The sequence below is a fragment of the Oxalobacteraceae sp. CFBP 8761 genome (assembly GCA_014841595.1).
GTDB lineage: Bacteria > Pseudomonadota > Gammaproteobacteria > Burkholderiales > Burkholderiaceae_D > Telluria.
In genome coordinates this window covers 41,515-66,945 of the sequence record JACYUE010000004.1, presented here as the reverse complement: position 1 = coordinate 66,945, position 25,431 = coordinate 41,515, and the positions used below count along the sequence as shown (strand labels likewise).

Sequence of the window (25,431 nt, the reverse complement as noted above, 5' to 3'; positions counted from 1 at the left end):
ACAACTCGCGCACCAAACAATGGCGCGGCGCACCGTCATGGCCAGCCTGCGTCATGATGGTGCGCTCACTTTAACGAAGGAAGGCGGGCCAGCAATGTGGTTGCGAACCGGGTGCAAGCTCAGTTTCACCGTCGAATACCCTACGCCATTCATCCTGATGCTGCGTCCGCGCAGCGGTGCGCAGCAATGGGTGGCGCGCGAATCCTATACGCTCACCCCGAGCGTGCAAGTGCTTGAATATACGGATGCCTACGGCAACCTGTGCCAGCGGCTGACGGCGCCGCCCGGCGAATTTTCGATCCAGACCTCGGCCGACGTGCTGACCGACCAGGTCATCAATGTCGCGCCAGGTGCGCCGTTCGACGAGGTGCCAACCTTGCCGGTGGACGTGCTGCTCTATCTGCTACCGAGCCGCTATTGCGAATCCGACCGGTTTGCCGAGATGGCCAGCGCGATCGTGGCCGGCGTCGCGCCAGGCTACGACCAGGTGGCCTGCATCAGCGACTGGATCCGGCGCGAGGTGCGGTTCAATCCGGCGTCGAATCACACCCAGATGGCGGCAACCGAGGTCAATGAATACCGCGAAGGCGTGTGCCGCGACCTGGCGCATCTGGGCATTGCGCTGTGCCGCGCGCTGAGCATTCCGGCGCGGATCGTCGCCGGTTATCTGCACGGGCTGGTGCCGATGGACCTGCATGCGTGGTTCGAGGCGTATGTGGGCGGGCGCTGGTACACGTTCGATGCGAGCCAGGATGGGCCGCGAGGCGGCCGCGTGACGATAGGGTATGGGCGCGATGCAGCCGATGTGGCGATCTTCACGCAGTTCGGGCCGGCGCTGGCGCTGCATGAGATGCAGGTGACGGTGGCGTTGCTGGAGGGCGCGCCGGGTTGACACCTGCTGCTGTCTTGTCATCCCGGCCGTAGCGTGGACGGCTATGCCGTCCACGCGTTCAAGGTACCGTGATCTTGTGGCGCGCCAAGGATTGTTGAACGCGTGGACGGGAAACCCGTCCACGCTACTCAAGCTCAGACGGCAGCTGGTGCCGGTGCTGCAGGTGCTGCCGGTGCTGGCGCAGGCGCCGGTGCCTGCGCTGCCTGCGCAGCCAGCGACGGCTTGCCCATCTGATCACGCACGACCTTGTGCACGAATTCCAGCTTTTCCAGCACAGGCGTGCTCAGCTTGAATGGATACGAATCCGGCATGCCGATGCTGCGGTTCAGACTGTTGAGCACATAGGTCAGCGCGAACCAGTCGCTCAGCGTTTCTTCGAACGCGCCGGATTTCGTTGGCAGCGTGATCTTGTCCAGTTCCGGCTCATCGGCCTTGGCCGGCTTGAGCGACAGGCCGCACGAGTGAGCGGTTTCCAGCGTATCGATCATGTGCAGGTAGTGGGCCCAGGTTTCAGCCCAGTCTTCCCACGGGTGCGATGCGGCGTAGCTGCTGACGAAGCGCTCTTCCCAGTCGGCGACCGGACCGTTCTCGTAGTGCCGCTTGAGTGCGTCGCCATAATCCTGGCGCTCGTCGCCGAACAGGGCGCGGTAGCTGTCGATCCATGGTGTATCGGCAACCAGGCGGTCGAAATAATAGTGGCCGCTCTCGTGACGGAAGTGACCCAGCAGCGTGCGGTAACGTTCGTGCATCTGTTCGCGCGTGCGCTCGCGCTCGGCCGGATCGGCTTCGGCGATGTTCAGCGTGATCAGGCCATTGTCGTGGCCGGTCATCACGCACTGGTCGGTCACGCCATCTTCGAGGAACTGGAAGGCCAGGCCGGTATCCGGCTGGATTTCTTTCGAGGCCGGGGTCAGGTTCAGCTGGGCCAGCGAGAACAGCAGGCGACGCTTGGCGGTTTCGAGGCGCGACCACAGGACGCGGTTCTTTTCCGACGTCAGCGCCGGGATCACCACTGTCAGCTGGCATGATTCGCACAACTCATGCGGATCGTCGGCCGGCAGCATCCAGTTGCACACATTGTGCTGCACATAATTGCTGCACTGCTTGTAGAGCTTGCCTTCATCCTTGCGGTTCAGGCTACGCCACAGGCCGTCTTCAGCCTGCTCGAAGCTGTTGATGGAGCGCTGGGAAGGCTGGTAGCCCAGGGTGCTTTCGCAATTGAAGCAGAGGGTGTTTTCGAAGAAGATCTGATGCGAACATTTGTCGCAGTGAAAGGTTTTCATAGCAGCACTGATAGAAGGGTTGGGAGTGAAGGTGTATTAACAATCTAACAGTAAATGCGATGTGGGTTTAATCATGTAAGACAATGCCTCATATCGTGTGCGCCCCCTGCGACGCGCGCCTGCTACGCCCTTGGCGCGCGCACCAATTACATTAAAAAATGTGCAGAAAAAACAACAAATCACACCGCCGAAAGACGGCGCGGTTCGGTGGTCCGGCGTTCTGCCGCGCCGGTCGATCAGGTACCCGAACGTCAATGCTGGGCTTGCTCGCGGCCGACGCCGCTGCCCCGTACCTGCCGCTGGCGCCGCTCCACATGGCCGTAAGCGGGCGCGTCGACCGGTTCCGACACCGGCGCCTGCGCGCCAATGACACGGTAGAGCGCGGCGCCAAGTAATGCGCCGGCGATAGGCGCGATCCAGAACAGCCATAGCTGCCCCACGGCCCAGTCGCCGGCAAACACGGCAACGGCCGTGCTGCGCGCAGGATTGACGGACGTGTTGGTCACAGGAATGCTGATCAGGTGAATCAGGGTCAGCGCGAAACCGATTGCCACTGGCGCAAATCCTTTGGGAGCACGCTGGTCGGTCACTCCCAGGATAATCAGCAGGAAAAACGTGGTCATGACCACTTCGCTCAACAGCCCTGACAGCAGCGAATAACCGCCTGGCGAATGATCGCCGTAGCCATTGGCAGCAAAGCCATTGGCGCTGTCAAAGCCAGGGGCGCCGCTGGCAATCGCATACAGCACGCCGCCGGCGAGGATGCCGCCGGCGACCTGCGCCACGATATAAGGAAACAGCTCTCGCGCGGGAAAGCGGCCCCCGGCCCAGAGGCCGATCGAGACCGCCGGATTCAGGTGGCAACCCGAGATGTGGCCGATCGCGTATGCCATCGTGAGCACGGACAAGCCAAAGGCGAGCGCGACGCCGTGCAGGCCGATGCCCAGTTCGGGAAATGCGGCAGCCAGCACCGCGCTGCCGCACCCGCCCATCACCAGCCAGAATGTGCCGAGAAACTCGGCGCCGTAGATTTTCATCGTGGTCTCCTTCAGATCACTATTGCAATGTGAAACAGCAGCGGACACCAGCGGATACCAGTGGAGAAGGTGGTGGCAGTGTCGACGGCCGCAGGTGTTGGTAGGACTCCCTGCGCCGCGGGAGGTTCCACAAACTGTGCACCTCGTGTCTGGAGAAAATTGACCGCCGCCGCGGACATTGGCGCCGCACAAACCAGCGCGAGATTCCGGTGCGCGCCGTACCGTGCGTGCGCGGCGCGGTGCATGATTGCCGCGCTGCCCGCTATCGCCGATGGTGCCGGTCTCGACCGATTGGCGCTGCTTAACATTGACTGGAGAAATCATGCATTGGATTTGGGGGAAGGTGGTGTCGGTTGCCAGCGCCATGCGGTGGCTGGCGTGCATGGGCTTGCGGGCAGGGTCGCTGGTACTCGCGGCAACCAGTCCCGCGCTGGCGCAGCCGGCACCAGCGTCGGTCCATGCCAATGACAGCGCGCGCCTATCGCCGGCTGCCTACCGCGTGATCAATTTGGGCACGGGCGCGATCGCGGCTTATCCACGCATCAATGCGTCAGGGCACGTCGCATTTTCGCTGATCCATGGCGATCGCACGGATGGCTACTTTTACGATGGCAAGATCGTACGAGAGATGGGTTCGCTGGGCGGCCGCGCCGTGTATGTGAACGACCTGAACGATGCCGGGCAGGTGGCCGGCACTTCGCTCAATGACGCTGGCGTCGAGAATGCGTTCGTCTGGAGCGTGCGCGGCGGCATGCTCGACCTGCGCGCCGCGCCATCCCGTGGTCGTTCATATGGATGGGCCATCAACAGCCACGGCGTCGTCACCGGCGCGATGGGCGATGCGGCGCATCCGTTTCGCTGGGGCGTTGCCAGCGGCGTCGAAGACCTGGGCATCACGCCCGGCATTCCGGCGCCTGCGTCCGGCCGTTTGATCAACGACGCCGGCCTGGTCGCCGGCGTGACGACGATCGATGACGAATTCACGCGCACTTTCGTCTGGACACGTTCGGATGGGCTCATCGACATCGATACGCTGGGCAGCGCCGAATCGTCGCCGGTGGCCGTCGGGGCCGGGGGCGAGGTGGCGGGCAACCGGTTCGCGTCGTTCGACGATGGCGGCGCGCGGCCGTTCCTCTGGACGCGCGCCACCGGCATGGTCGACCTTGGTACCGGTCGCGGTTCCTCCGCATCGGTCATTACGATGACGCCCGGCCTGCACATCGCCGGGAGCATCGGGTATCCGGATGGGCATCAAAGGGCGATGTCGTGGTCGCGCCAGCGCGGGATGCGCGAACTTGGCACGCTGGGCGGGCGCACATCCGCCGCGCGCGCCGTCAACGCCCGGGGCCAGATCGTCGGTTTTGCCGAAGACCGGCTTGGTGCCATGCGCGCCTTCGTCTGGAGCGCCGCAGGCGGCATGCTGGACCTGAACCGGGCGCTACGCCATGCGCCACCGGGTCTCGTGCTGGACCAGGCGCTGGCGATCGGTGACAACGGCGCGATCGTCGCGGGCTCGAGTGCGGGGCTGGTACTGCTGAGGCCAGAGCGGGGATGCATGTGCGGTCACACGCTGGGGCCGCTTGACCTGCCTGCGCAGGTCGAGGCCGGCGTGCCGCTGCAGGCGTCGGTCAGCTTCGTCGATGGCGACCGAACGGGCACGCGCAGCGTCGAGTGGGCGTGGGGTGATGGCAGTAGCGGAGCGGCGCGCAAGATCGTGGAGGAGGACAGCGTCTGCAGCGCGAGCGCCAATCACAGCTTTTCAACGCCCGGCGTGTATGCGGTAACGGCGACAGTGGTGGCGCGCGACGGGCGCAGGACGGCCGTCAGTCAGAATGTGGTGGTGACCGGCCCGGCGGCGCCGCACGACGGCACCGTTCCGAGCAATATTTGACCTGTTCCCAGTCGCGCTCCCACTTCTTGCGCCAGGCAAACGGCAGTGCGCAGTGGGCGCAGATCTTGGTGGGCAGCTCGGATTTCTTGCGCATCTTCATGGAGGGATTGTAGCGGTTGCGGGCGCGCGCCGACGCATGGCATCCGTATCGTGACGACGTCGTCAGGCGCAGTCGTCAGGTGACACTCGCTCAGCCGGTTTGACCGGTGGTAAGCTATCAATATCGTTACCTTACACCTGAAGGATTGCCATGAAGCCGCTGTTCTCCGCCGAAGAAGAAGCGAACGCAGCATCCGCAGTGCCGGGCGCAGTGCCAACCGCAGTGCCGGCAACACCGTCGCTGCCGCCCTTGTTCAGTCCTGCCGGCACCGACGCGCTGCCGGCATTGCGTCCCGAGGCAAGCGCGGCGCCGCTGGTGCGTGTCGACATCTCCGGCATTGACGACAAGGCCATCGAGGCCCTGGGCGGCGCCACCGGTGCCAGCGTGGCCAAGGTGTCGGCCAAGCTGCTGGGTACCGTGCGCGCATCCGACGCCGATGTCTTCGGCGCGCAACTGAACGAACTGATCGCCACCGCCAAGGGCCTCGACCCGGCCAAGCTGCGCTCGGGTGGCCTGATGGCGCGCGTGACGGGCATGTTTGGCTCGGTCAAGGAAAAGATGCTGTCGCAGTACCAGGTGGTCGAATCGCGCATGGACACCTTGGTGACCGAAATGACGCGCCATGCCAACGTGCACCGCGGCCGCATCAGCGATTTCGACGAGATGTACAAGGGCCTGGAAATCTACTACCAGGGCCTGGACGCCGACGTCAAAAAGGGCGAGGCCTGGGCCGCCAAATTGCAGCAGGCGGTCGCGCAGCAGGCGGCGCCGGCCAATGCCTTCGAGGCGCAGCAGGCGACCGAACTGCGACGCCGCTTGGAGCGGCTCGAAAAGCGCATCGACGACCTGCGCCGCGCCATGCTGATGGCCACGCAGATGGTGCCGCAAATCCGGCTGTCACAAGACAATGCGCGCGCGCTGACCGACACGTTCACCGATATCGTCAACGTGTCGATCCCGGCCTGGCGCAACGTGTTCTCGCTGTACCTGCTGCAGCTCGAAGCCAAGCAGAGCGCGGCCGTGGCCAATGCTGCCTACGACGCGACCGACGCCGCCTTCCGCACCCAGGCCGACATGCTGCTGGAAAACACCGAAACCGTGGCCCGCGTCAAGCAGCGCTCGATCGTCAGCCTGGAAACCGCCCAGCACGTGCAGACGCAACTGATGACCGCGTTCGACAAGCTCGAGCAAATCTCGAACGAAGGCCAGCAGCGCCGCAAGGACGAGCTGCCGAAGCTGCAGGAACTCGAGCGCGAACTGATCACGCGCTTCTCGTCGGCGTCAACGCCCGGCGCGCAGTAATCACGACCTGACCCATCACATTCATAAAGGAATATCCATGTCGACCACGCTCGAAACCGGCCACCGCATCAACCTCGAAAAGACGGCGCCGGGCCTGAAGCGCGTTCGTATCGGCCTGGGCTGGAAGGTCAATGCGGCCGAAGGCCAGGCGTTCGACCTCGATTCATCCGTCTTCCTGTGCAAGAAGGACGCGGACGACCACCCGGTCATGATCAGCAACGCCCACTTCGTCTATTACAACCACACCACGTCGCCCGATGGCGCGGTGGTGCACTCGGGCGACAACCGCACGGGCGACAAGGATGGCGACGACGAAGTCATCATCGTCGACCTGGCCAAGGTCGAAGCGGCCGTGGTGGAAATGCCGATTGTCGTCACGATCCACGACGCCGAGGTGCGCAAGCAGAATTTCGGCCGCGTCAGTGGCGCCTACGTGAAGGTGTACAACGACGACACGGGCGAGACGATCGCGCAATACGACCTGAACGAAGACTACTCGGACAAGACTGCGCTGCAATTCGGCTCGCTGTATCGCCGGGATGGCGAATGGCGCTTCCAGGCGGTCGGCGCCGGCTTCAAGCTCAATCTGGCGACGTTCATCCGCAAGCTGGGTGGCACGGTCTGAGACCGATCCCGCGCGTTTTATCGCTCACCGTTCGCTGATGCCCAAGCCATTTGATTTCGGTGAGGCGGTCGGGGTGCCTTCCGATCCGGTCGAGGCGCCGGATACGCCGCGCGCGCTCGATTTCGGCGACACGCAGACCGATTCGACGCCGCTCACGCGCAACAGCCCGCCCAGGCCGCTGTCATTCGACGACCTGCCAGCCGTCCCGGTCGTATCGGGCTTGACCGCGAAGGCTGCGCCCAGGGCGCTGTTCGACAGCGAAGATCATCCGGCGGTGCGCGACGCGCTGGCCATTGCCAGAGGCGATTACCCGGTCCTGTTTGCGCATGCAGAACAACGCTTTGCCGCCTTGTTCCGCCGCATTCTGCCGGTCAGGCTGTCTCTGGTGACGGAATGGGGCGAGGCGGCGCTGATGGAGCAGGCTGCGCTGCTGCGTCCCGTGACTGAGCTGGTGCTGTCGTTCACGCAGATGGCGGTGCCGGCGTTGCTCGATGCGGCGCTCGAGACCACTCGCGCGCCAGCGGGCATGTTCGGCAAGCTGTTTCGCCGCGCGACGTCACCTGTTGAATTCAAACCGGCGCTGACATCCGCCCGCGCGCAACTGGTGCAGCTCATCGCCGACAGCGATGTCGCCACGCGCAATCTGGAAGCGTCCGCACAGAACCTGAGCCTGCATTCAGCAGCGCTGGCGGTGGTCTCGACACTGGCCGGCGACTCGGCCGATGTCGCCTTGCTCGACGCGCTCGTGCAGCGCCGTACGCTGCTCCAGCAGGCGGTACGCCAGGCCGAGCTGTCGATTCTGCAGATGGGGCAAGTCCGGCAGCAGGCTGCCGAACTCATCGGGCAGGTGTCGTCATTCCTGACGGTCACCTTGCCCGCGATCGAGATGGCGCAGGCGCAGGGCGGTAACTAGCTGCGGTTCAGCTTTTCTTCTGCGCCGCGATCCAGCGATCGGTCGCCGCTTCCAGCACGTCGAGCGGCACCGCACCGTGCGACAGCACTTCGTTGTGGAAGGCGCGCAGGTCGAAGTCCTTGCCCAGCGTCTTTTCAGCACGCGCGCGCAGTTCGCGCAGCTTGAGTTCACCGATCTTGTAGCTGAGCGCCTGGCCCGGCACCGCGATATAACGCTCGACTTCCTGCACCGCCGTCACTTCGTTCTGCGGCACGTTGTCCATGAAGTAGGCGATGGCCTGTTCGCGCGTCCAGCCTTTCTCGTGGATGCCGGTGTCGACCACCAGGCGCACGCCGCGCCAGATCTCGGCCGTCAGGCGCCCGATCCACTGCCACGGGTCGTCGTACATGCCGATTTCCTGGCCCAGCATTTCGCTGTACAGGCCCCAGCCTTCCGAAAATGCGGTGCTGCCGCCGAACCGGCGGAAGGCTGGCAGACCGGTCGTTTCCTGCGCCAGGCTGCGCTCGAAGTGGTGGCCGGGAATCGCCTCGTGCAGGAAGAACGCATTGGTGGTGAAGCGCGTGCGCGTCTCGGGCTTGTAGGCGTTGTAATAGAAGATGCCGGGCCGCTTGCCGTCGACCGAACCGCGCTGGTACGACGCCGGCGCCGCGCTCACTTCGCGGAACGCTTCGACCGGGCGGATTTCAAACGGCGCCTTCGGCACGTTCGCGAACAGCTGGCCCACCTTGGCCTCGACCTGCGGCCGCACGCCTTCATAGGCGGCCTGGATTTCTTCCCGCGAGGTGAAGCGCAGCTCGGGCGCATTGTTCAGGTGATCAAAAAATTGCCTGAGCGTGCCCTTGAAGCCCACGCGTACCTTGGCCTCTTCGAACTGGGTGCGGATGCGCGCCACTTCCGACAGGCCAATGTCGTGGATCTGCGCCGGCGTCAGGTCGGTCGTGGTCGACTGGCGCGCGCGGAACGCATACCATTCCTTGCCACCGGGTAGGGCGCCAATGCCGGCCGTGGTGCGGCCGGCCGGCAGGTAGGTGTCGCGCATGAACGCGAGCAGCTTGCGGTTCGCAGGCGCGAGCTGCTCGCGCACCAGCTTGCCGTACGCGTCGGTCAGGCGCGCCTTGTCGGCGGCGCTGAACGAGGCCGGGAACTTCTTCACCGGGCCCATATAGGTGCTGGTCGCCAGGTCGTCGCTGCCGACACTCTCGAGCTGCGGCAGTACGCGGCTGATCAGGGCCTTCGGCATCACGATGCCCTGCTTGATCCCGAGGCGCATGTCGTCAATCACGTTGTCGACCGCCGGAGCATAGCCGGCGGCGCGCGCCAGCCAGTTGTCGTAATCCTGGACGGTCTGGAACGGCTGCGTCGAGGCGCCGGAACCCAGTTGGGCCATCATCAGGTGCAGGCCCGAGAACTGGTCCACCGGCACCAGGTCGGACGGAAAACGCAGGCCGTCGAGCACCTGCTGCAGGCGGTAGCGCAGCAGGTCATAGCTGATGCGGTCTTCCGCCGGCAGCGGTGCCGGATCGAACTTGGCGCTGGCGGCGAGGTATTTTTCTGACAGCGCGCGGCTTTGCTTGCGCTCCTCGGCCGACGAAACGGGGCCGAAGCGATCGTTGTAGCGCGCGTCGCCGTTGAAGGTCGCGGCGATCGGATTTTCGCGCAGATAGTCTTCCCAGTAAGCGGCGTACAGCTGGTTCATTTTTTCCGGCGTGGCCGGCGTTTTGACCTGGGCCATGGCGGGGAGGGCGGCGCACAGCAGGGTGCACAGGAGCAGGGGAAGCGAGCTGGTCATGGGGTCTCGTGGTGGTCGGGGCGATGCAAGAATAACATGGGGCTGCCGGGGAATGATCGCCCAGCAGCGCGGGTCGGTCCGCGTATTGACCCGTCGTTATCGTCGCATGGCGGTGATCCCACGACCTGCCTTCGGTACACTCGATGCATGTAAAACGGGGGAGCGCGACATCATGATGAACAGTTTGCCGGACCAATTTCATGCGCTGGTTATCGGTGCCTCGGGGACGATCGGCGCGGCCTTTGTCGATCTGCTGGAACAGTCGCCGCGCTGCGCCTCGGTGCGGGGGCTGCACCGCCAGTCGGCGCCCGCGATCGATTTCGCGGACGAGGCCAGTGTTGCCGACGCGGCGCAGGCGCTTGCCAGCGGGCCGCGCTACCACCTGATCGTGAATGCGACCGGTGTGTTGCACGACGGCGCAACGATGCCCGAGAAGCGGCTGGCCGACCTGAACTACCCGCAGATGCAGGCAACCTTCATGGCGAACACCTTCGGTCCTGCGCTGGTCATGCGCCATTTCGCGCCATTGCTGGCAGGCGAGCGCGCCATCATGGCCATGTTGTCGGCCAAGGTGGGCAGCATCGGCGATAACCGCCTGGGTGGCTGGTACAGCTACCGTGCCTCGAAGGCGGCCCTGAACATGCTCGTGAAAACCGCGGCGATCGAAGTCGCGCGTACGCAGAAGAACAGCGTGCTGGTCGCACTGCATCCGGGGACCGTGAATTCACGGCTGTCGAAACCGTTTCGTGGTGAAATCATCGGGCGACCGGCCCAGGCCGCTGCCACGGACATGCTGCACGTTCTCGATGCGCTGACGCCGGCCGACAGCGGTTCGTTCAGATCGTATAACGGCGCCGAATTGCCCTGGTAGGGCCGGTCAGCCCGTCAGCTGCGCCACCGGCACTGTCATTTCGATGCGTAAAGCGCCATCGGGACCGCGGGTGGCGATGACGATGTCGCCCTGTTCGACGTACTTGCCAACCAGCGCGCGGATGTTCACGTCATGGGTCACCAGCACCAGGTTGCCGGGATCCTTGTATCCCGCCAGATAGGCGCGCAGCTGCGCCAGCTTGCGCTCGCGCGCCGCGTCGTCATCCTGGAACATCGAATCGACCATCTCGCTGGGTTCGACCCGGCCGAACGCAAGCCGGGCGGTGTCTACGCAGCGGCACCAGCGGCTCGACAGCACCGGGCCAAGCGGCACCCCATGCTTGCGCAAGGCCGCTCCGATCCTGGTGGCATCCGCACGACCCGCCTGCGACAGGTTGCGCTGGGTGCTGCACACGCCGAGCTTGAAACCGGGCGGATCACCGATGCCCGGTACCGTCGCGGCATGGCGCATCAGGATGACGTAGCCGCCGCGCTGGAGCAGCGGCCATGGTGATGGGGCGGCCCCGGCCACGGGCGCTGCGCATGCCGTCAGTGCGGCGAGAAAGTGGCGTCGGTCCATGGGGGCTCCTGGTGGCGGGGCTGCTTGAATGATCAGATGGTGCGCATCACGCTGTTAAAAATCACTTTCCTGGCGCATCCAGAAAGAAAATGGCATAGACCTTGGCGCCGGATTTCTCGGTCGGCTTGTCGATCTGGATCTGCGCGCAATCCTGCGCCACCAGGCTGCGCCAGTTGACGACGCCTGCATTGGCAAATACCGAATTGACCTTGCACGCCAGACTCATGTCGAGCGCCAGGCGGGCATTGCGCTGCTCTGTTTTTGCGTAGTTGACGCCGCGGATCTCGATGCCGAAGGCGCTCATCCATGGTTCCCACAAGCCCAGTTCCACACCCTGCGCCATGCGGCCCAACATGGTCTCCAGCGACAAGCCTTTCTTGACGACGGCGCGCAGCAATGTCAGTGACGGTGCTTCGCGAATGTCGGTGCTGTGCTTGCCTGCGCCGCTGTCGCCGATGGCCTTCAGCTCCTTCGAAAAGGCGGCGTCGCGCTCGGTGTAGTCGCGCATGCGCTGGTAGAACTCGACGTCCAGGAAGGGATTTTCGGCCCGGCCTGCGGGCGTCTCGGCTGGCTGGCGGGCGGAAGGCTGTTTTTTATTGGTCATGGCATTGGCTTCGGAGTATGAGGGCGCAGCATACCACTGTGGGCCATACGGGTTGCATGCAACAGGGATGCGGCTGCACCTTCTGAATGCGTTGTCGCCCGTTGCCGGCGAAGCGCAGCCCTTACTCTTTGCGTTCCTTGAATTCACCCTCGATCACCATGTCGTCGCTGCGCTCAGGCGGGCGCCGGCCAGGCATGAACTTGAAGAACGACGAAGACACCCGATCGAACAGGGTTTTGCGCAACCAGGGGAAGGCAACAAGAAACGTCGTTACAAACCCGGTGAACAGGGCTGGCACGTACTCGCCTTGCCACACGAAGTGCAGCAGGCAGAGTGCGACCAGGGTCAACATGAGCGGGCGACGGACAGGCTTGGGCAGCAGGCCAACAAGGCGCAGCTTGCCCTGGCTAACCGAAGGAAACCTGGCAAACAGAATACCAAGCAGCAAGCCGGCCACGAATCGGCCCGTGCCGAGATACTCGGCCATGACCCCGATCACGAGGTAGCCGGTATAGGTGATTGTGCCAGCCAATACTGCCAGCAGCGCCACCACGAGGGCAAGCACCAGTTTTGGCTTGCCGATGGCCATTTTGACGAGAAAGCCGAGGATTTGAGTGCTCCTGCAAATAAATAGGGAAAGATTGTCGCAAATTCTAACAGCCCGCTGATGAGGTCATCCTTAAGCCGCGCGCGCCAGCGGCCCGTGTTTACCCACCAGCGATCGCGCGCAGGGCAATCCCCGTGACGTAGGCGCCGTAGGTGCCCAGTGCATAGCCCAGCACGGCAAGCAATACGCCGACCGGCGCGAGCGCCGGGTGGAAGGCGCTGGCAACCACCGGCGCCGATGCGGCTGCGCCGATATTGGCTTGCGAGCCGACCGCCATCATGAAGAGCGGCGCACGGATCAGTTTGGCCATCAGGATCATCAAGCCACCGTGGAACGCGATCCAGATCAGGCCCAGCAGGAACAGCCAGGGGCGATCGACCAGGGCGCTCAGGTCCATCTGCATGCCGATCGTGGCCACCAGCACGTACAGCATCACTGACCCGATGCGCGACGCGCCGGCGCCTTCGAACGTGCGGGCCTTGGTAAAGCTGAGCAGCAGGCCAATGGTGGTGGCGATCACGACGATCCAGAAGAAGCCCGACGTCAGGCTGTAATCCTGCAGGCGCCACTCGGCCGGCAGGGACGTGATCCACCCGACCAGCAGCTCCGACAGGAAATGCGACAGGCCGGTTGCGCCCAGACCAATGGCAAGGATCACCATGATGTCGGCCAGGGTCGGGATCCGTGCGTGCTGCGCCTGATATTGCTCGATGCTGTCACGCAAGCGGTTCAGCGCCGTGAGGTCGGCGCCCGTCCAGCGATCGAATACCTGGGCCCGGCTGGCAAGGAACAGCAACACGGCTGTCCACAAATTACCGACCAGCACATCGACAGCGACGAACTGGCCGAACATCGTGGCATCGACGTTGAACACCTCGCGCATGGCAGCCTGGTTGGCGCCGCCGCCAATCCAGGAGCCCGCCACCGTGGTCATGCCGCGCCAGGTGTCGCCGGCCACCGTCTCGGGATGGATCACGCGCATGGCCTCGAACGAGACGAGCGCACCGAGCATGACGCCAACCGTGCCGGTCAGGAACATGATGATCGCTTTGGGGCCGAGTCGTACGATGGCCTTGAAGTCGATTGCCACACACAGCAACACGAGAGAACTGGGCAGCAGGTAGTCGCGCGCCATCGGGTAGAGGCTTGAGGCCGCGCCGTCGATGACGCCAAGCGTGTTCAGCAGCGACGGCAGCAGGTAGCACAGCAGCAGGGCGGGTACATAGCTGTAGAACTTTTTCCAGAAGCCGTCCGGGCGCGCTGCGGTCCACAGGACGGTACCGAGTATGGCGGCAAGCATGCCGAAGACGACGGCATCGTTGGTAATCATGGCAGCAGAAACAGGCGGCATGCGCGCTCCAGGTTATTCGCGTCAGGGACCAATGACGGGCATGCAGCGTGCATCGCATTGGTCGAAGAGCAACGAGTATCGCCGGGCGCAAGGGTGTCGTCAACGTCATGGACGCTGGCAGTCGGTAGCGTCAGTACAGCAGCGTCAGTACAGCAGCGTCAGTCGAGGCGCGCAGGCTGGCGCGTTTTGCCTGGCTGGCGAGCGCCCTGGCCTGGATGAGATTCCAAGGCGCTGTCGTGGATCTATTTGGGAATCAATACCTTTCCGATGACATGAATGACCCCATTGCTGGCGCGTACATCCGTCGCCAGGATGCTGGCCGGAACGGCCGTGGTGTCGGTGATCGTCAGATTGCGGTTGATCGTAATGGTCTGGGCCGCAACCGTTGACCCATCGAGGGCTGTCGTCGCCAGCGTGGCCACCGGCGTGCCAAACGGTATGGCAGTAGACAGGACCTGTGCCGGCAGCACGTGATAGGTCAGGACCGATGTCAACTGTGACCTTGTCAGACCCGTCGGCGCCGAGGCGAATGCGGCGTTGTTGGGTGCGAAGACGGTAAATGGACCGCTGCCACTGAGGGCAGGCGCCAGGCCGGTTGCCACGACTGCGCCGACGAGCGCGCTGAAAGACGCCGGATTGGTCTGCGCCATCTGCACGACATTGAGCACGCCGGGTGGTATCAACACCTTGTCGATCCCATGGATGATGCCATTGTCGGCATACACATTGGCCGTCGTTACACTGGCCCTGGCCAGCACGGCGTCGGTGAACGCGACGCCGGAAGAGGTGTTGAGTGCGAGCCGGGCAGCTGCGCCGTCAAAAACGTAGGCTGTCGGCAGGGCGGCGCCAGCGGTGCCCAGCGCCGCTGAGGACCTGGCGCCGGGGAGTACGTGGTAGCGCAGTATCTTGGCCAGATCGGCCGCTGGCAGTGCTGCCACCATGGCGCCGGCATTGGTGAAGCCGAGTTGTGTCGCCAGTGCGCCGAAGGCCGCGTCGGTGGGCGCCAGCACCGTCAGGTCGGCATTGGCAGCAGTCAGGGTACTGGCAATGCCAGCCTTGTCGACTGCCGCCAGCAATGCCGTAAAACCATTCCTTTGGGCGACCTCGGCTACATTTCCGAGATCGTCGTCACTGCTTCCACACGACGACAGAAGAATCGCCAGACTCAACGCACCAAGCCACTTCAAGACAGATCTCATGGTTGCACCTCCGGGATGAACGTCTTTTTTGGACTGATGTTCATCCGTCGGAGTTCCGCTTCAGCGTGCAACCGATGGTCGGGATCAACCGGATACGATTAACCCGACCGTGCCGGGCTTACGTCGATTCCGGGCGCGAGGGCAGCTTCCAGTCCGGACGGATGAAGTGGCAGGTGTAGCCGTTTGGAATGCGTTCCAGATAATCCTGGTGTTCCGGTTCGGCTTCCCAGAACGGCCCTGCTGCAGCGATCTCGGTGACGGCCTTGCCAGGCCAGAGGCCGGATGCGTCGACGTCGGCAATGGTCTGCTCGGCCATCTGCTTTTGCGCGTCGTCGAGATAATAGATGGCGGAGCGATAGCTCATGCCCCGGTCATTGCCCTGGCGGTTCGGGGTGGTCGGATCGTGAATCTGGAAGAAGAATTCGAGAATCCGGCGATAGCTGATCTTGGCGGGATCGAACACCAGTTCGAGCGCTTCAGCATGCGTGCCATGGTTGCGGTACGTAGCGTTGGGCACATCGCCGCCGGTATAGCCGACGCGCGTGGACAGCACGCCAGGCATGCGGCGCAGCAGGTCTTCCATGCCCCAGAAGCAGCCTCCGGCCAGGATTGCGGTTTCAGTTTGTTGTGTCATTGATGTCCTTTGCTTGGATAAACAGGTGGGCTGAACGTGCGTGCCGATCAGCCAGTCGATTGTGGCAAGTGTAAATGCAAGTCGTGTGCAGCGTGGTTTGCATCGCGTGCGTGTGACAGTCCGGCCGCGGCATTGGCGTGGCTGCCGGCCAGTGCGCTCAGAATCAGGTGTGCGGTTTCCGCCGGCGCATCCCAATGCGGGAAATGGCCACAGCGCTCGAACCAGTGCAGTTGGGCATCCGGGAACAGGGCCAGTGCCCGCTTGGCCTGCCATGGGAAGCAGACCCGGTCACGTCGTCCCCAACCAATGACGAGCGGCTGCGTGATGCTGTTGCGGGGCGCGCCTTGCTGCTCTTCGCCATAAGCAAGCTGAGTGAGCATTTCGTCAAACACCGGCGAGGCTACGTAACTGCACAATTCATCGGTCACGACGTCCGGCGCCAGTTTCGTTGGCCGCGATGTGAATTGGGCCAGCAACAGCGCGCGGCCAACCGGGCTGGCGCAGATCGCCGGCAACACGGGCCGCAGCAGTCGCAGCAGCCGTATCGACAGGTAAATCGAGCTGAAGAACGCGTGCCGCTCCCAGCCCTGCCAGAACCCGCCCGGATTGAGCGCCACCACGCCGCCAACGACGCCACCGCGGCGCGCAAGTTCCAGTACCAGCCGCGCCCCCATCGAGCTGCCGACTGCGTCGATGCCGGTCAAGCCCTGGGCGTGGAGAAAGGCTGCCGTCTCATCTGCCAGAGTGCGGATCGAGGTTTCGCCGGCCAGCCTGGGCGTCTGGCCAAAGCCGGGCAGGTCCACCGCGATGACTTCGCGCCTGCTCGCGAGATCGGCCAGGATGGGATTCCAGCTCTGCCAGTGGCCACCGAGGCCATGAATCAGAAGCAAAGGTTTGCCGTTGCCGCAGCGAATGTAATGCATGATCGATCTCCCATCGCACGGGTGTGCGTCTGCTGCAAGCGTACCCCAGCGGGCTTAATGACTGCGTCCGCTAGGACGATTGCCAGCCAGGAACGGCGAACGCAAGCAGGTAGCCGTCAATACGCGCGAGGCGTTATCATGACGTCCATGATGCCTGTCATGCAAGATGCATGACCAGCAACAGCATCCGCGCCGACGAGGGCGGATCGACGACTGAATACCGGAGCAATGCATGAAAGTGAAGGCTATTTTGCCTGGGGCAATTGCGGCCGCTGCGCTTGTGGCGCTGACCCTGCCCGTACGGGCCGATACCGGCATCGACTATGCCGAGGCGCTGCGCCGGATGCAAACCAGTGCGGGTGCGGTAAATGGCGCCCGGCTCGATTTCCAGGCCAGGCAATTGCAGGCCGAGGCGCTGCGCCGCATCGATGGCCCGGATGTGCGCCTGTCCGGCTTTGCCGGGCGGGTCTCGACCACCCTCAGCGTCGACACCGGCGCAATTACGCAGCTGGCCAACCCGTTGCTCGACTCGCTGCCGCCGCTGCCAGCCCTGAACCTGCCGGAGATCCCGCCGGCCATCAATGTCGACCGCGTGTTCAATGTGCATTCGCTCGGCCTGAACACGGTCTGGCCGCTTTACACGGGTGGGCGCCTCGATGCGGTCAAGCAGATCGCCGCCGGCCGCGCGGACGAAGCCCATGCGAGCGTGCAGGCGGCCGTCGACGATGCGTCGATCCAGCTGGCGCAACGCTATTTCACGGTGCAACTTGCCGCCAAGGCCAGCCAGTTGCGCAGCTCGGCGGCCGAGCTTGCCAAAGAGCATCAGCGCATGGCGCGCAAGATGGAGCGTAGCGGGCTGATCGCGAAGGTCGAGCGCCTGAAAGCCGATGTCGCCGTCGACAATGCGGTCAGGGAAGCGGCAAAGGCGGGCAGCGACCTCGAGATCGCGCAGCTCGCGCTGCGCCGGCTGCTCGACGCGCACAGCGCCGTCACGCCGACCACGCCGCTGTTCGTGCATGCCGAGTCGCCGGGCTCGCTGGCCTCGTTCATCGATGCGGCCATGGCGTCGAACGCGGCCTGGAAACAAATTGCAGGCAAGCGCAAGCAGGCGGACGGCGCCCTGCAACTGCAGGGCCGGGAATTCAGCCCGACCGTCATCGGGATCGCCAACTATAACCTCAACCGTGGCAGCTCCAGCCGCGCCAACTGGCTGGTCGGGGTGTCGGTCAGCGTCCCGCTGGTCGAGCGTATCGACCGCGCAAAAATGACCGCCGCCGCCCGGCTCGAGCAGCAGCGCGTCGAGGTGGCGGCAGAGCAGGCCGGGCGCGATATCCCGACCCTGGCTGAAAGCCAGTGGCGCACCATGGAGGATGCCCGCCAGCGCTACCTGGCGATGGGGTCCGCAATCGAACTGGCAGCCGAGACGCAGCGCCTGGCGCAGGTGGGGTTCCAGAACGGGCAGGCCACGTCGACCGACGTTGCCGACGCGTCGCTCAACTACACCAAAACGTCCCTCGAGCGCGCCCAGGCTGGCTACGACTACGTCATGGCGCTGGCCAAATTGCTGGGCACCAGCGGCGAGCCTGAGCGCCTGAGCGCGCTGTCCCGGACCGCCACGCACATCGTCGACCTCACGAAAGAATAAGCATCATGGCAAAACCTTCCACCAAAGGCCTGCTTGCCGGCGGCACCGGCATCGTCATTCTTGCCCTGCTCGGGTGGGGCCTGTACCTGGCCTTCCAGCCGGTGCGCGATCCGCTCCAGGGCCAGATCGAGGCGCAGGAAATCAATGTGTCGTCGAAGGTGCCGGGCCGGGTTGGCCAGGTCCATGTGCAGCTGGGCCAGCGTGTCGCCCGCGGCGATCTGCTGTTCGAGCTCGACAGCCCCGAGGTACGGGCCAAGGTAGCGCAGGCCGAAGCCGCGCGCGATGCGGCGCGCGCGACCAGCCAGAAGGTGCAGGCCGGTGCGCGGCCGGAAGAAATCGTCGCCGCGCGCGCCAACTGGGAGCGTGCCGAGGCGGGCGCGAGGCTCGCCAGGATCACGTTCGAGCGCATCGGGGCGATGTATGCCGAAGGCGTCGTCGCGCGCCAGAAACGCGACGAGGCCGAAGCCCAGGCGCGCTCGGCGAGCGAGCTGGCCACCGCCGCCCGCGCCCAATACGCGCTGGCACGCCAGGGTGCCCGTGCCGAAGACCGCCAGGCCGCCGAGGCGCAGGCGCGGCAGGTGGCCGGCGCAGCGGACGAAGCAGGCGCCGCGCTCGACGAGACGCGCATCACGGCGCCCGCCGCGGGCGAGGTGACCAAGCTCGCGATCCAGGCCGGTGAGCTGGCGCCGCAGGGCTTTCCCGTCATTACCCTGGTCGACCTGGCCGATGTCTGGGCCGTGGTGGCCGTGCGCGAAGATGCATTCAAGGCGTATGCGCAGGGTTCGGTGCACCAGGCCACCATCCCCGCGCTCAACACACGGGTCCAGTTCAAGGCCACCACGGTGTCCGCCTTGCCGGCCTTTGCCACCTGGCGCGCGGCGCGCCCCGGCGGCACCGATCTGCGCACCTTCGAGGTCAGGCTGCGCCCGACCGCCCCGGTGCCCGGACTGCGCCCGGGAATGACGGTCGTATTCGACCACTGAGCGCGGCCGATGACCCGATCCGGCAACGCCATCGCATCGTCCTTGCGGCGCGAATGGGCACGCCTGCGCGCCGATCCATGGGATATCGCCATGCTGGGGGCGATCCCGCTCGCGCTCTACCTGCTGACATGGTGGACCTTCTCGGCCGGCGTGGCGCGCGACCTGCCGCTGGTGGTGCATGACCGCGACCATACCGTTGTCTCGCGCAACCTGATCCGCATGCTCGATGCTTCGCCCGGCCTGAACGTGGTGCTCGTCGCAGACAACGAGGCCGAGGCGCTGCGCCTGATCCGCGCGCGCGAGGCATTCGGCCTGGTGTCGATTCCTGCAGATCTGCAGGAATCGGTGCTTGCGGGCCGGGCTGCCAAGGTCCAGTGGGCCTACAACGCCCAGTTCTCGGCGCATTCGGGCAGCATGACGCGCGACGTGCGCGCCGTGGTGGCCACCCTGTCGGCGGGCATCGAACTGCAGGCGCGCGCGCGCCGCGGCGCTGGCCCCGGCCAGGCCGGCGTGCAGATCGAGCCGGTGCAAACCCGCATCAGCACGCTGTTCAATGAAAACGGCAGCTACATCCCGTCGCTTGCGCTGCCGGTGGCCTTTACGCTATTGCATATGTTCGTGACGCTGGCAGCGGTGACGGCGATTGGCCGCGAATTTCGCGCCGCCACCGTGCCCGACTGGCTGGCCGCCGCCCACGGCAAGCCTGCTGCGGCCCTGCTGGGAAAATTGCTCATCCCTTGCGCCTGCTTCGCCGTGCATGCGCTGTTGCTGTTCGTCCTGTTCGGCGTCGTGCTGCGCTGGCCGGTGCAGGGGAGCGCCACGGCCATGCTGGCAGGCACCGCCCTGTTCATCACGGCCTGCCTCGCGCTTGGCGCGGCGATCGCCGTCTTCACCTCATCGCTGCGCGCGGCGCTGTCGGCCAGCGCCTTCATCACGGCGCCCGCGTTCGCGTTCGCCGGCCAGGGCTTTCCGCTGCTGTCGATGCCGCTGAGCGCGCGCATCTGGGCCGAATCCCTGCCGCTGACACACTATCTGCAAATGCTGAACAACACCTGGACAGGGGGCGCGCCGCTGCGCTACAACCTGGCGCACCTGGCGATCCTGCTGGCCTTTACGCTTGGCCTGGGCGTGGCTGCCTGGCTGCGCCTGGCGCGTCGCATGCACCAGCCTGCCACCTGGGGCAAGCAATGAGCGCCCCGCGCCGCGCCTGGGGCGCGTTCGTGCTGACCTGGCAAGCCATCTTGCGGGACAAGGCGGCGCTGCTGCTGTTTTTCATTTCCGGCATCATCTATTCGTTTTTCTATCCGCTGCCCTATAGCACCGAGACGGTGCGCCGGGTGCCGGTCGCGGTCGTCGACCAGGACCAGTCGGCCCTGTCGCGCCAGCTGATCCGCTATGCCGGGGCCCACCCCGGCCTGGTCGTGGCCGGCGTCAGCACGCGGCCGGAAGATGCGCAGGCGCTGATCTGGCAGGGCAAGGCTGCCGGCGCGCTGTTCATTCCCGCCGACTTCAGCCGCAAGGTGCTGGCCGGCATGCAGCCCGAAGTGGAGGTCAGCGGCCACGGTTCCTATCCTTTGCTGAACAAGGTGGTCCTGAACGGCCTGGCCGAGGTCGCCGGCACGGTGTCCGCAGGTATCGAACTCAAGCGCCTGGGCGCGGCGACCCCGTCCGGCATGCAGGCCGAGGCGTCGCGCCAGCCGCTGGCCGTTGAGGCGCTGCCCCTGTTCAATGTGCGCGAAGGCTATGCCTCGTATGTCGTGCCTGGCGTCATGGTGCTGGTCATGCAGCAAACCTTTTTGCTCGGGATCGGGCTGTTGTTCGGCAGCTGGGCGAGCGACAAATCCTTTCCTTACGGGCAGGACGCGGCCTCGTATTGCGGCGCCCTGACTGCGTTCGCGCTGGTCGTGGTGCTCAATGCGCTGTACTTTTTCGGCTTCGTCTTCTGGTGGCAGGATTATCCGCGCGGTGGCAATCTGGCGGGCACGGCCGTCCTGACCCTGCTGTTCGCCTACAGCGTGGCGGCGTTGGGCATGTTGATCGGCATGTTATTCCGCACCCGCGAGCGCAGCATGCAGCTGCTCGTTGCCACCTCATTGCCCATCATGTTCCTGTCGGGCCTGACCTGGCCGGCAAGCGCCATCCCGCTGCCGCTGCGCGCACTCGGCGCGCTGTTGCCGTCGACTGCGGCGATCCAGGGCTTCGTCGCCACCAACCAGATGGGCGCCTCGCTGCACGAGGTGCGCACGGAGCTTGCGATGCTGCTCGGCCTGGCGCTGGTGTTCGCGGTTGTCGGCCTGGTCAAATGGGGGCGCATGCCCGCGCGTCGATAACAGGCGCCGGCGCGGCGCCGTTCAGTCGAGCTTCAGCCAGATCTCGTTGCGCCGCATGAACCATGGCGTCATCGGGCCGTTGTAGCGCGACAGCACCGGTTCGCCGGTCCAGCGGATATTGGCTGCACGCAGCGCCGCCTGAAGTTCGGCCAGGTGCCGGTCGTAATTGGCTTGCGACCAGAAGCCGGAATACCGGATCACTGCCACCTGTGTGGGCGGCACTTCGCGCAGCCTGATGCTTGGATCGAGCGGCAGCGGCGCGTTGTCCATATTGATGTCCTTGGGCAGGACGAACTGCACCAGGATGCCATCGGGAACCGTGCTCTGGGTGACGGGCGCCGTCATGTCCAGCTTGGCCGGGACCGGCGCCTGGGTCACCGGGGCGGTCATGGCAAGCTTGCGTTCGCCCTTGTTCTTGCCAAAGATGTAGCCGGCCAAAATGGGAAAGGCGCGGTTCCCCGCATCCTCGGCGGGCGGCGGCATCACGACCTCGGCGACGGTGTAGGCCCCGTACTGGCGAATCTCGAATGCAGGGTAGGACCGCACGATGGTGTAGGCGGGTTCTTCGACCGCGTGGCTGGCTGCGGGCAGCAGCACCAGCGCCAGCCCCACGACGCAGGCAAGGCCCATCAGCTGTCGTGTGCGCCGTGGCCGGGCAATGCGGCAGGATGGTCGGGTGGGGGCAGTCATGGCGTGCTTTCCTGAGGCAGTGAGCATGGCAAGAGCATACACTTTCCACAACGCGGCGCCTGGCCTGCCAGGACACAAGGAGGTCTGGCATTACTGTAGCGCGTCGCGTCTGGCCTCGGGCAGGTTGGCGACCACGAAGTCGGTCGGCGCACATGCCATGAGCGGCCCTGGCCTCGATGCCCCCATTCCTTTGTTAAACCATTTGAAAAAACAGCAAAGAACAATCTGAACCATTTACATCCTCCGAAAACTGCACCGGGATTGGCCTTTACTGATCGCAGCGCGCTCCGGTCAATCATGCAGGTTCGCTTGACGAGACCATCAACAGATATTTTCGATGGCGCGGACGACAAGGCTCGCCCGGCTCCGGTTTGGCATCATCATCCACCGGTCCAGCTTGACATTGCCAATGCGAAGGACGCCGGTGTGGTTCCGGATATCGGCATCGGCTACCGGATCTGTGTCGTAGAAGCCGAGTTTGCGTCGGACCAGATCGATATCCTTGGGTGAACCGGTAAGAAATGACCATCCCTTGCCGACTCCAAATTGTCTTGCATATTCCGCCAATACAGCCGGGGAGTCGAGTTCTGGCCGTAATGTGATCGAGTAAATAAACACATCGCGGCCAGACCGGTCCATGAGCGCCGTCTGCACCTCGCGCAGACGCGCCGTATTGTCCGGGCAGATAGCGGTACACATCGCATACATCATATTAATGACGACAACCCTGTTCTCCAGCAAATCCGAATACAAGCGTCGTGGCTTGCCGTCCTGATCATATAAAACGGTATCAGGGAAATACGGATGCGCAGAAGGCGCGTGATCTGGCGACGCAAGCAGCTTACTGGCCACGCCAAATGCTAGTCCTCCTGCGGTTGCAAATAAAAGACGCCTGTCCATGTCTGTCACCTCGTAGGTTTATTTGCCGCGCAACTGCTCAGTCTTCGACGTCAAAACGCACCATCATCGAATGATCTTCATGGATCGTGTTGTGACAATGCATCATGTATTTGCCAACGAAGTCCCGAAACTGTACATATATCGTGACGCTCTCTTGCGGATACAGAACAAAAACGTCTTTTCGGCCTGCTTCGACTAGCGACGGCGGTCTGCCTCCGCGTGACAACAAACGCCCCTCTTCAAGATGAATATGGATCGGATGATGCCAACTGCCGCTTCCCCCCAATTCCCAGATTTCTGCAGTACCGCGCTTGACCTTGAACGAGGCTTTTTCAGGATCGAAGACCTCGTTGTTCACCAGCCACACGCCGTTCTCGCGTTTGAATCGAAACTCGCGCCGTTTGGCTACCTCAGCGAAGTTTATTTCTGGCAGTGGCCGCAATTGGCTCGGAACGCGGCTGCTATCGGCGGCGGTACGGTCGACGTCGAAGCGCATCAGCGCATTGCCGGCAAGGTTGAGAATACTTTCAGGTCCCCGGCCCTCGCTCTGCACAATGCGATCCACCAAGTACAATTCGGAACCAATCGCGATGGTCGAGAAATCCATGACAATGTCGATCCGCTCGGCAGGCGCAATGCGTATCGAGGTCGCTTTCAAGGGTGCCGGCAGCAGGTTGCCGTCACTGGCGATAATCTGGAAAGGCAGGTCAGTATTGCCTTTCCGCACGACAAGATCGTAAAAGCGTGACGTACTACCATTGAGAATGCGGAACCGGTACTTGCGGCTTGCTACCTTGAAAAAAGGTGAAACCTTACCATTCACGGTAAACTTGTTTCCAAGGAAGCCTTCAGTGTCGAACTGGTCGAAAATCAGCAGGCCCCCTGCATCGAACTTCGGGTTCTGGATGATCATGGGGATGTCGTAGACCCCTACGCCGCTGGGCAGGCGCAAGGCAGTCGGTGATGGATCCCGTTCGTTGCCGGAATCTACTTTGTCAAACACAAGGTAGAAACCGGCGAGCCCCTTGTACACGTTTGCTGCTGTGAAACCTTCACGGTGATCGTGATACCACAGTGTCCCCAAAGCCTCCCGATAATCGCCTGCGCTGTCTGGCCATCGATCGCTACCTGCATAGGTATTCGGATAATGGCAATCGTAATACTTGCCAGGTCGGGTCAGTGTAGGGCCAGCAATTGTGGTACTAAAATAATTCCCGGCAAACCCATCGCTTTCCGACGCCGAATGACCATTGTGCAAGTGGGTTGATATCTCAGGTGAGCCAAAACTATTTACGTCGCGAGGCAGTCTGTTGTAATAACGGACAATCACAGGCTCACCTATCCGCGCGACGATCGTTGGACCGGGGTATTTCCCATCGTAGCCCCAAATCGTCTGGGTAGGCAGGTGCGGATGGAATGAATGCATCCCTTGCTTGACGATGATTGAATAGGTTTTTTGGTAAGGAAACCTGTTCCACGCCTGGTGCCGGTCACGCCCCGCCTCGTCGGCATGGGGGTATTCCTGCGGCGGTGGACTAAGCTCTACCGACAGTTTGGGACGATACACCGGGAGTGCTTCAAGAAACGGTACGGTATACGGAGGCGTGATATCTGCTCCGCTGACGTCGAGTGAACGCGACGCAATCAGTCCAGATCCTCCTGCTGCAGCACCGAGTTTGAGGAATTCGCGACGTTTGGGCGTGAGAACTCCTTTTTCTGTGGATCTCTGCATGTCGACACCCTTGGCTGTTAAGGTTTTATAGCGTCTGTCTTCAAAGGCTTGGCACCTCTGAAATTCTGCAGGCGATTTAATGCCATGCCCTTTTTTACTGCCTGATTAATTTAATATGAGTAACTGAAAAAATTGATTACACTATCTCCTACCCAGATTGCATATTACTCCAGCGCTGATAAAAATCTACTTTTATTAAAGCCTATTTTTCGGGGTTGAGTTTCATGAGAATGTAAAACACCCTGGCATGGTTCGCCAAACTACGTTTCCCCAATATGATTAAAAAATCGAAACTCTAAGGAAAATTTTTCTTTATATCATCCTTTAACTTAATTAAAGGGGTTAAGATCATTCGTAAATTCTCAAAAAATGGGCAATGAATATCGAAATTTTTTGAGTTGGCGATGAAGTTTTGCGCAAACTCTTTGCTGCTCTGTCGAACCAATTTCCATCGTGAATTTTTCAGGTATCTGGTTGATGGCCTTAGTTTAAAAAACCTGGTAATCGGGCTTTCTCTCCTGAAAATGCGCCTGGCGTGGTATTTTCGCCGC

At 63.2% G+C, this 25,431-nt stretch carries 24 protein-coding genes; 10 read left to right on the top strand and 14 right to left on the bottom strand.

Annotated elements, in window-relative coordinates:
• Window positions 1-94: 94 nt before the first annotated feature.
• Window positions 95-892 carry a transglutaminase family protein gene (locus IFU00_19895; protein MBD8544542.1) on the top strand — a complete coding sequence of 266 codons (798 nt, stop codon included), beginning with the start codon at window positions 95-97 and terminating at the stop codon, window positions 890-892.
• A 134-nt stretch (window positions 893-1,026) separates the two neighbouring features.
• On the opposite strand, the gene IFU00_19890 is transcribed toward IFU00_19895, so the two are convergent.
• Window positions 1,027-2,175, bottom strand: a complete 1,149-nt coding sequence (locus IFU00_19890) for a putative zinc-binding peptidase (protein ID MBD8544541.1) — start codon at window positions 2,173-2,175, stop codon at window positions 1,027-1,029.
• Window positions 2,176-2,426: 251 nt separating this feature from the next.
• Window positions 2,427-3,212 carry an aquaporin Z gene (aqpZ, locus tag IFU00_19885; GenBank protein ID MBD8544540.1) on the bottom strand — a complete coding sequence of 262 codons (786 nt, stop codon included), beginning with the start codon at window positions 3,210-3,212 and terminating at the stop codon, window positions 2,427-2,429.
• A gap of 322 nt (window positions 3,213-3,534) precedes the next feature.
• Between aqpZ and IFU00_19880 the strand changes: the two genes are divergently transcribed.
• Window positions 3,535-5,103, top strand: a complete 1,569-nt coding sequence (locus IFU00_19880) for a hypothetical protein (GenBank protein ID MBD8544539.1) — start codon at window positions 3,535-3,537, stop codon at window positions 5,101-5,103.
• Here the strand turns inward: IFU00_19880 and IFU00_19875 are convergent.
• Entirely contained in the window at window positions 5,036-5,197 is a 162-nt protein-coding gene (locus IFU00_19875) for a DUF2256 domain-containing protein (GenBank protein ID MBD8544538.1), read from the bottom strand. The genes IFU00_19880 and IFU00_19875 overlap by 68 nt on opposite strands.
• A 156-nt stretch (window positions 5,198-5,353) precedes the next feature.
• Between IFU00_19875 and IFU00_19870 the strand changes: the two genes are divergently transcribed.
• The 3 genes from IFU00_19870 to IFU00_19860 are packed head-to-tail and all read left to right on the top strand — an operon-like array spanning window position 5,354 to window position 8,043.
• Window positions 5,354-6,505: a toxic anion resistance protein gene (locus IFU00_19870; protein MBD8544537.1), complete on the top strand. Its 1,152-nt coding sequence runs from the start codon at window positions 5,354-5,356 to the stop codon at window positions 6,503-6,505.
• Between the two features lie 37 nt (window positions 6,506-6,542).
• Window positions 6,543-7,130, top strand: a complete 588-nt coding sequence (locus IFU00_19865; GenBank protein ID MBD8544536.1) for a TerD family protein — start codon at window positions 6,543-6,545, stop codon at window positions 7,128-7,130.
• A gap of 37 nt (window positions 7,131-7,167) precedes the next feature.
• Window positions 7,168-8,043: a hypothetical protein gene (locus IFU00_19860; protein ID MBD8544535.1), complete on the top strand. Its 876-nt coding sequence runs from the start codon at window positions 7,168-7,170 to the stop codon at window positions 8,041-8,043.
• 7 nt (window positions 8,044-8,050) lie between these two features.
• Here IFU00_19860 and IFU00_19855 read toward each other — a convergent pair whose 3' ends face one another.
• Window positions 8,051-9,832 carry a DUF885 domain-containing protein gene (locus IFU00_19855; GenBank protein ID MBD8544534.1) on the bottom strand — a complete coding sequence of 594 codons (1,782 nt, stop codon included), beginning with the start codon at window positions 9,830-9,832 and terminating at the stop codon, window positions 8,051-8,053.
• A 172-nt stretch (window positions 9,833-10,004) separates the two neighbouring features.
• Here IFU00_19855 and IFU00_19850 point away from each other — a divergent pair, with 172 nt between their 5' ends.
• A complete protein-coding gene (locus tag IFU00_19850) occupies window positions 10,005-10,703 on the top strand; it encodes an SDR family NAD(P)-dependent oxidoreductase (GenBank protein MBD8544533.1) in 699 nt (232 codons plus the stop codon).
• Between the two features lie 6 nt (window positions 10,704-10,709).
• On the opposite strand, the gene IFU00_19845 is transcribed toward IFU00_19850, so the two are convergent.
• The 7 genes from IFU00_19845 to IFU00_19815 all read right to left on the bottom strand — a co-directional run bounded on the left by IFU00_19845 (window position 10,710) and on the right by IFU00_19815 (window position 16,600).
• A complete protein-coding gene (locus IFU00_19845) occupies window positions 10,710-11,282 on the bottom strand; it encodes a histidine phosphatase family protein (GenBank protein MBD8544532.1) in 573 nt (190 codons plus the stop codon).
• A gap of 61 nt (window positions 11,283-11,343) precedes the next feature.
• Window positions 11,344-11,886, bottom strand: a complete 543-nt coding sequence (locus IFU00_19840) for a hypothetical protein (GenBank protein MBD8544531.1) — start codon at window positions 11,884-11,886, stop codon at window positions 11,344-11,346.
• A 121-nt stretch (window positions 11,887-12,007) separates the two neighbouring features.
• Window positions 12,008-12,475 carry a hypothetical protein gene (locus IFU00_19835; GenBank protein ID MBD8544530.1) on the bottom strand — a complete coding sequence of 156 codons (468 nt, stop codon included), beginning with the start codon at window positions 12,473-12,475 and terminating at the stop codon, window positions 12,008-12,010.
• 118 nt (window positions 12,476-12,593) lie between these two features.
• Window positions 12,594-13,844 carry a DUF819 family protein gene (locus IFU00_19830; GenBank protein ID MBD8544529.1) on the bottom strand — a complete coding sequence of 417 codons (1,251 nt, stop codon included), beginning with the start codon at window positions 13,842-13,844 and terminating at the stop codon, window positions 12,594-12,596.
• A 242-nt stretch (window positions 13,845-14,086) separates the two neighbouring features.
• Complete coding sequence (locus IFU00_19825; GenBank protein MBD8544528.1) at window positions 14,087-15,043, bottom strand: fasciclin domain-containing protein; 957 nt, start codon at window positions 15,041-15,043, stop codon at window positions 14,087-14,089.
• Window positions 15,044-15,161: 118 nt separating this feature from the next.
• On the bottom strand, window positions 15,162-15,677 hold the full coding sequence (gene msrA, locus IFU00_19820; protein MBD8544527.1) for a peptide-methionine (S)-S-oxide reductase MsrA: 516 nt from the start codon (window positions 15,675-15,677) through the stop codon (window positions 15,162-15,164).
• 47 nt (window positions 15,678-15,724) lie between these two features.
• Window positions 15,725-16,600 carry an alpha/beta fold hydrolase gene (locus tag IFU00_19815; GenBank protein MBD8544526.1) on the bottom strand — a complete coding sequence of 292 codons (876 nt, stop codon included), beginning with the start codon at window positions 16,598-16,600 and terminating at the stop codon, window positions 15,725-15,727.
• A 232-nt stretch (window positions 16,601-16,832) separates the two neighbouring features.
• Here IFU00_19815 and IFU00_19810 point away from each other — a divergent pair, with 232 nt between their 5' ends.
• The 4 genes from IFU00_19810 to IFU00_19795 are packed head-to-tail and all read left to right on the top strand — an operon-like array spanning window position 16,833 to window position 21,558.
• Window positions 16,833-18,245 carry a TolC family protein gene (locus IFU00_19810; protein ID MBD8544525.1) on the top strand — a complete coding sequence of 471 codons (1,413 nt, stop codon included), beginning with the start codon at window positions 16,833-16,835 and terminating at the stop codon, window positions 18,243-18,245.
• Window positions 18,246-18,250: 5 nt separating this feature from the next.
• Window positions 18,251-19,228, top strand: coding sequence for an efflux RND transporter periplasmic adaptor subunit (locus tag IFU00_19805; GenBank protein ID MBD8544524.1), 978 nt, complete (start codon window positions 18,251-18,253; stop codon window positions 19,226-19,228).
• Window positions 19,229-19,237: 9 nt separating this feature from the next.
• Window positions 19,238-20,419 carry an ABC transporter permease gene (locus tag IFU00_19800; GenBank protein MBD8544523.1) on the top strand — a complete coding sequence of 394 codons (1,182 nt, stop codon included), beginning with the start codon at window positions 19,238-19,240 and terminating at the stop codon, window positions 20,417-20,419.
• Window positions 20,416-21,558 carry an ABC transporter permease gene (locus IFU00_19795; GenBank protein MBD8544522.1) on the top strand — a complete coding sequence of 381 codons (1,143 nt, stop codon included), beginning with the start codon at window positions 20,416-20,418 and terminating at the stop codon, window positions 21,556-21,558. Before IFU00_19800 ends, IFU00_19795 begins: the two co-directional genes overlap by 4 nt.
• A gap of 21 nt (window positions 21,559-21,579) precedes the next feature.
• Here IFU00_19795 and IFU00_19790 read toward each other — a convergent pair whose 3' ends face one another.
• From IFU00_19790 to IFU00_19780, 3 genes are all read right to left on the bottom strand, one after another.
• Window positions 21,580-22,248, bottom strand: coding sequence for a heme-binding protein (locus tag IFU00_19790; protein MBD8544521.1), 669 nt, complete (start codon window positions 22,246-22,248; stop codon window positions 21,580-21,582).
• A gap of 321 nt (window positions 22,249-22,569) precedes the next feature.
• Complete coding sequence (locus IFU00_19785; protein MBD8544520.1) at window positions 22,570-23,148, bottom strand: SCO family protein; 579 nt, start codon at window positions 23,146-23,148, stop codon at window positions 22,570-22,572.
• A 37-nt stretch (window positions 23,149-23,185) separates the two neighbouring features.
• Window positions 23,186-24,574 (bottom strand): multicopper oxidase domain-containing protein, encoded by a 1,389-nt coding sequence (locus IFU00_19780; GenBank protein ID MBD8544519.1) that lies wholly within the window; start codon window positions 24,572-24,574, stop codon window positions 23,186-23,188.
• Window positions 24,575-25,431 lie beyond the last annotated feature (857 nt).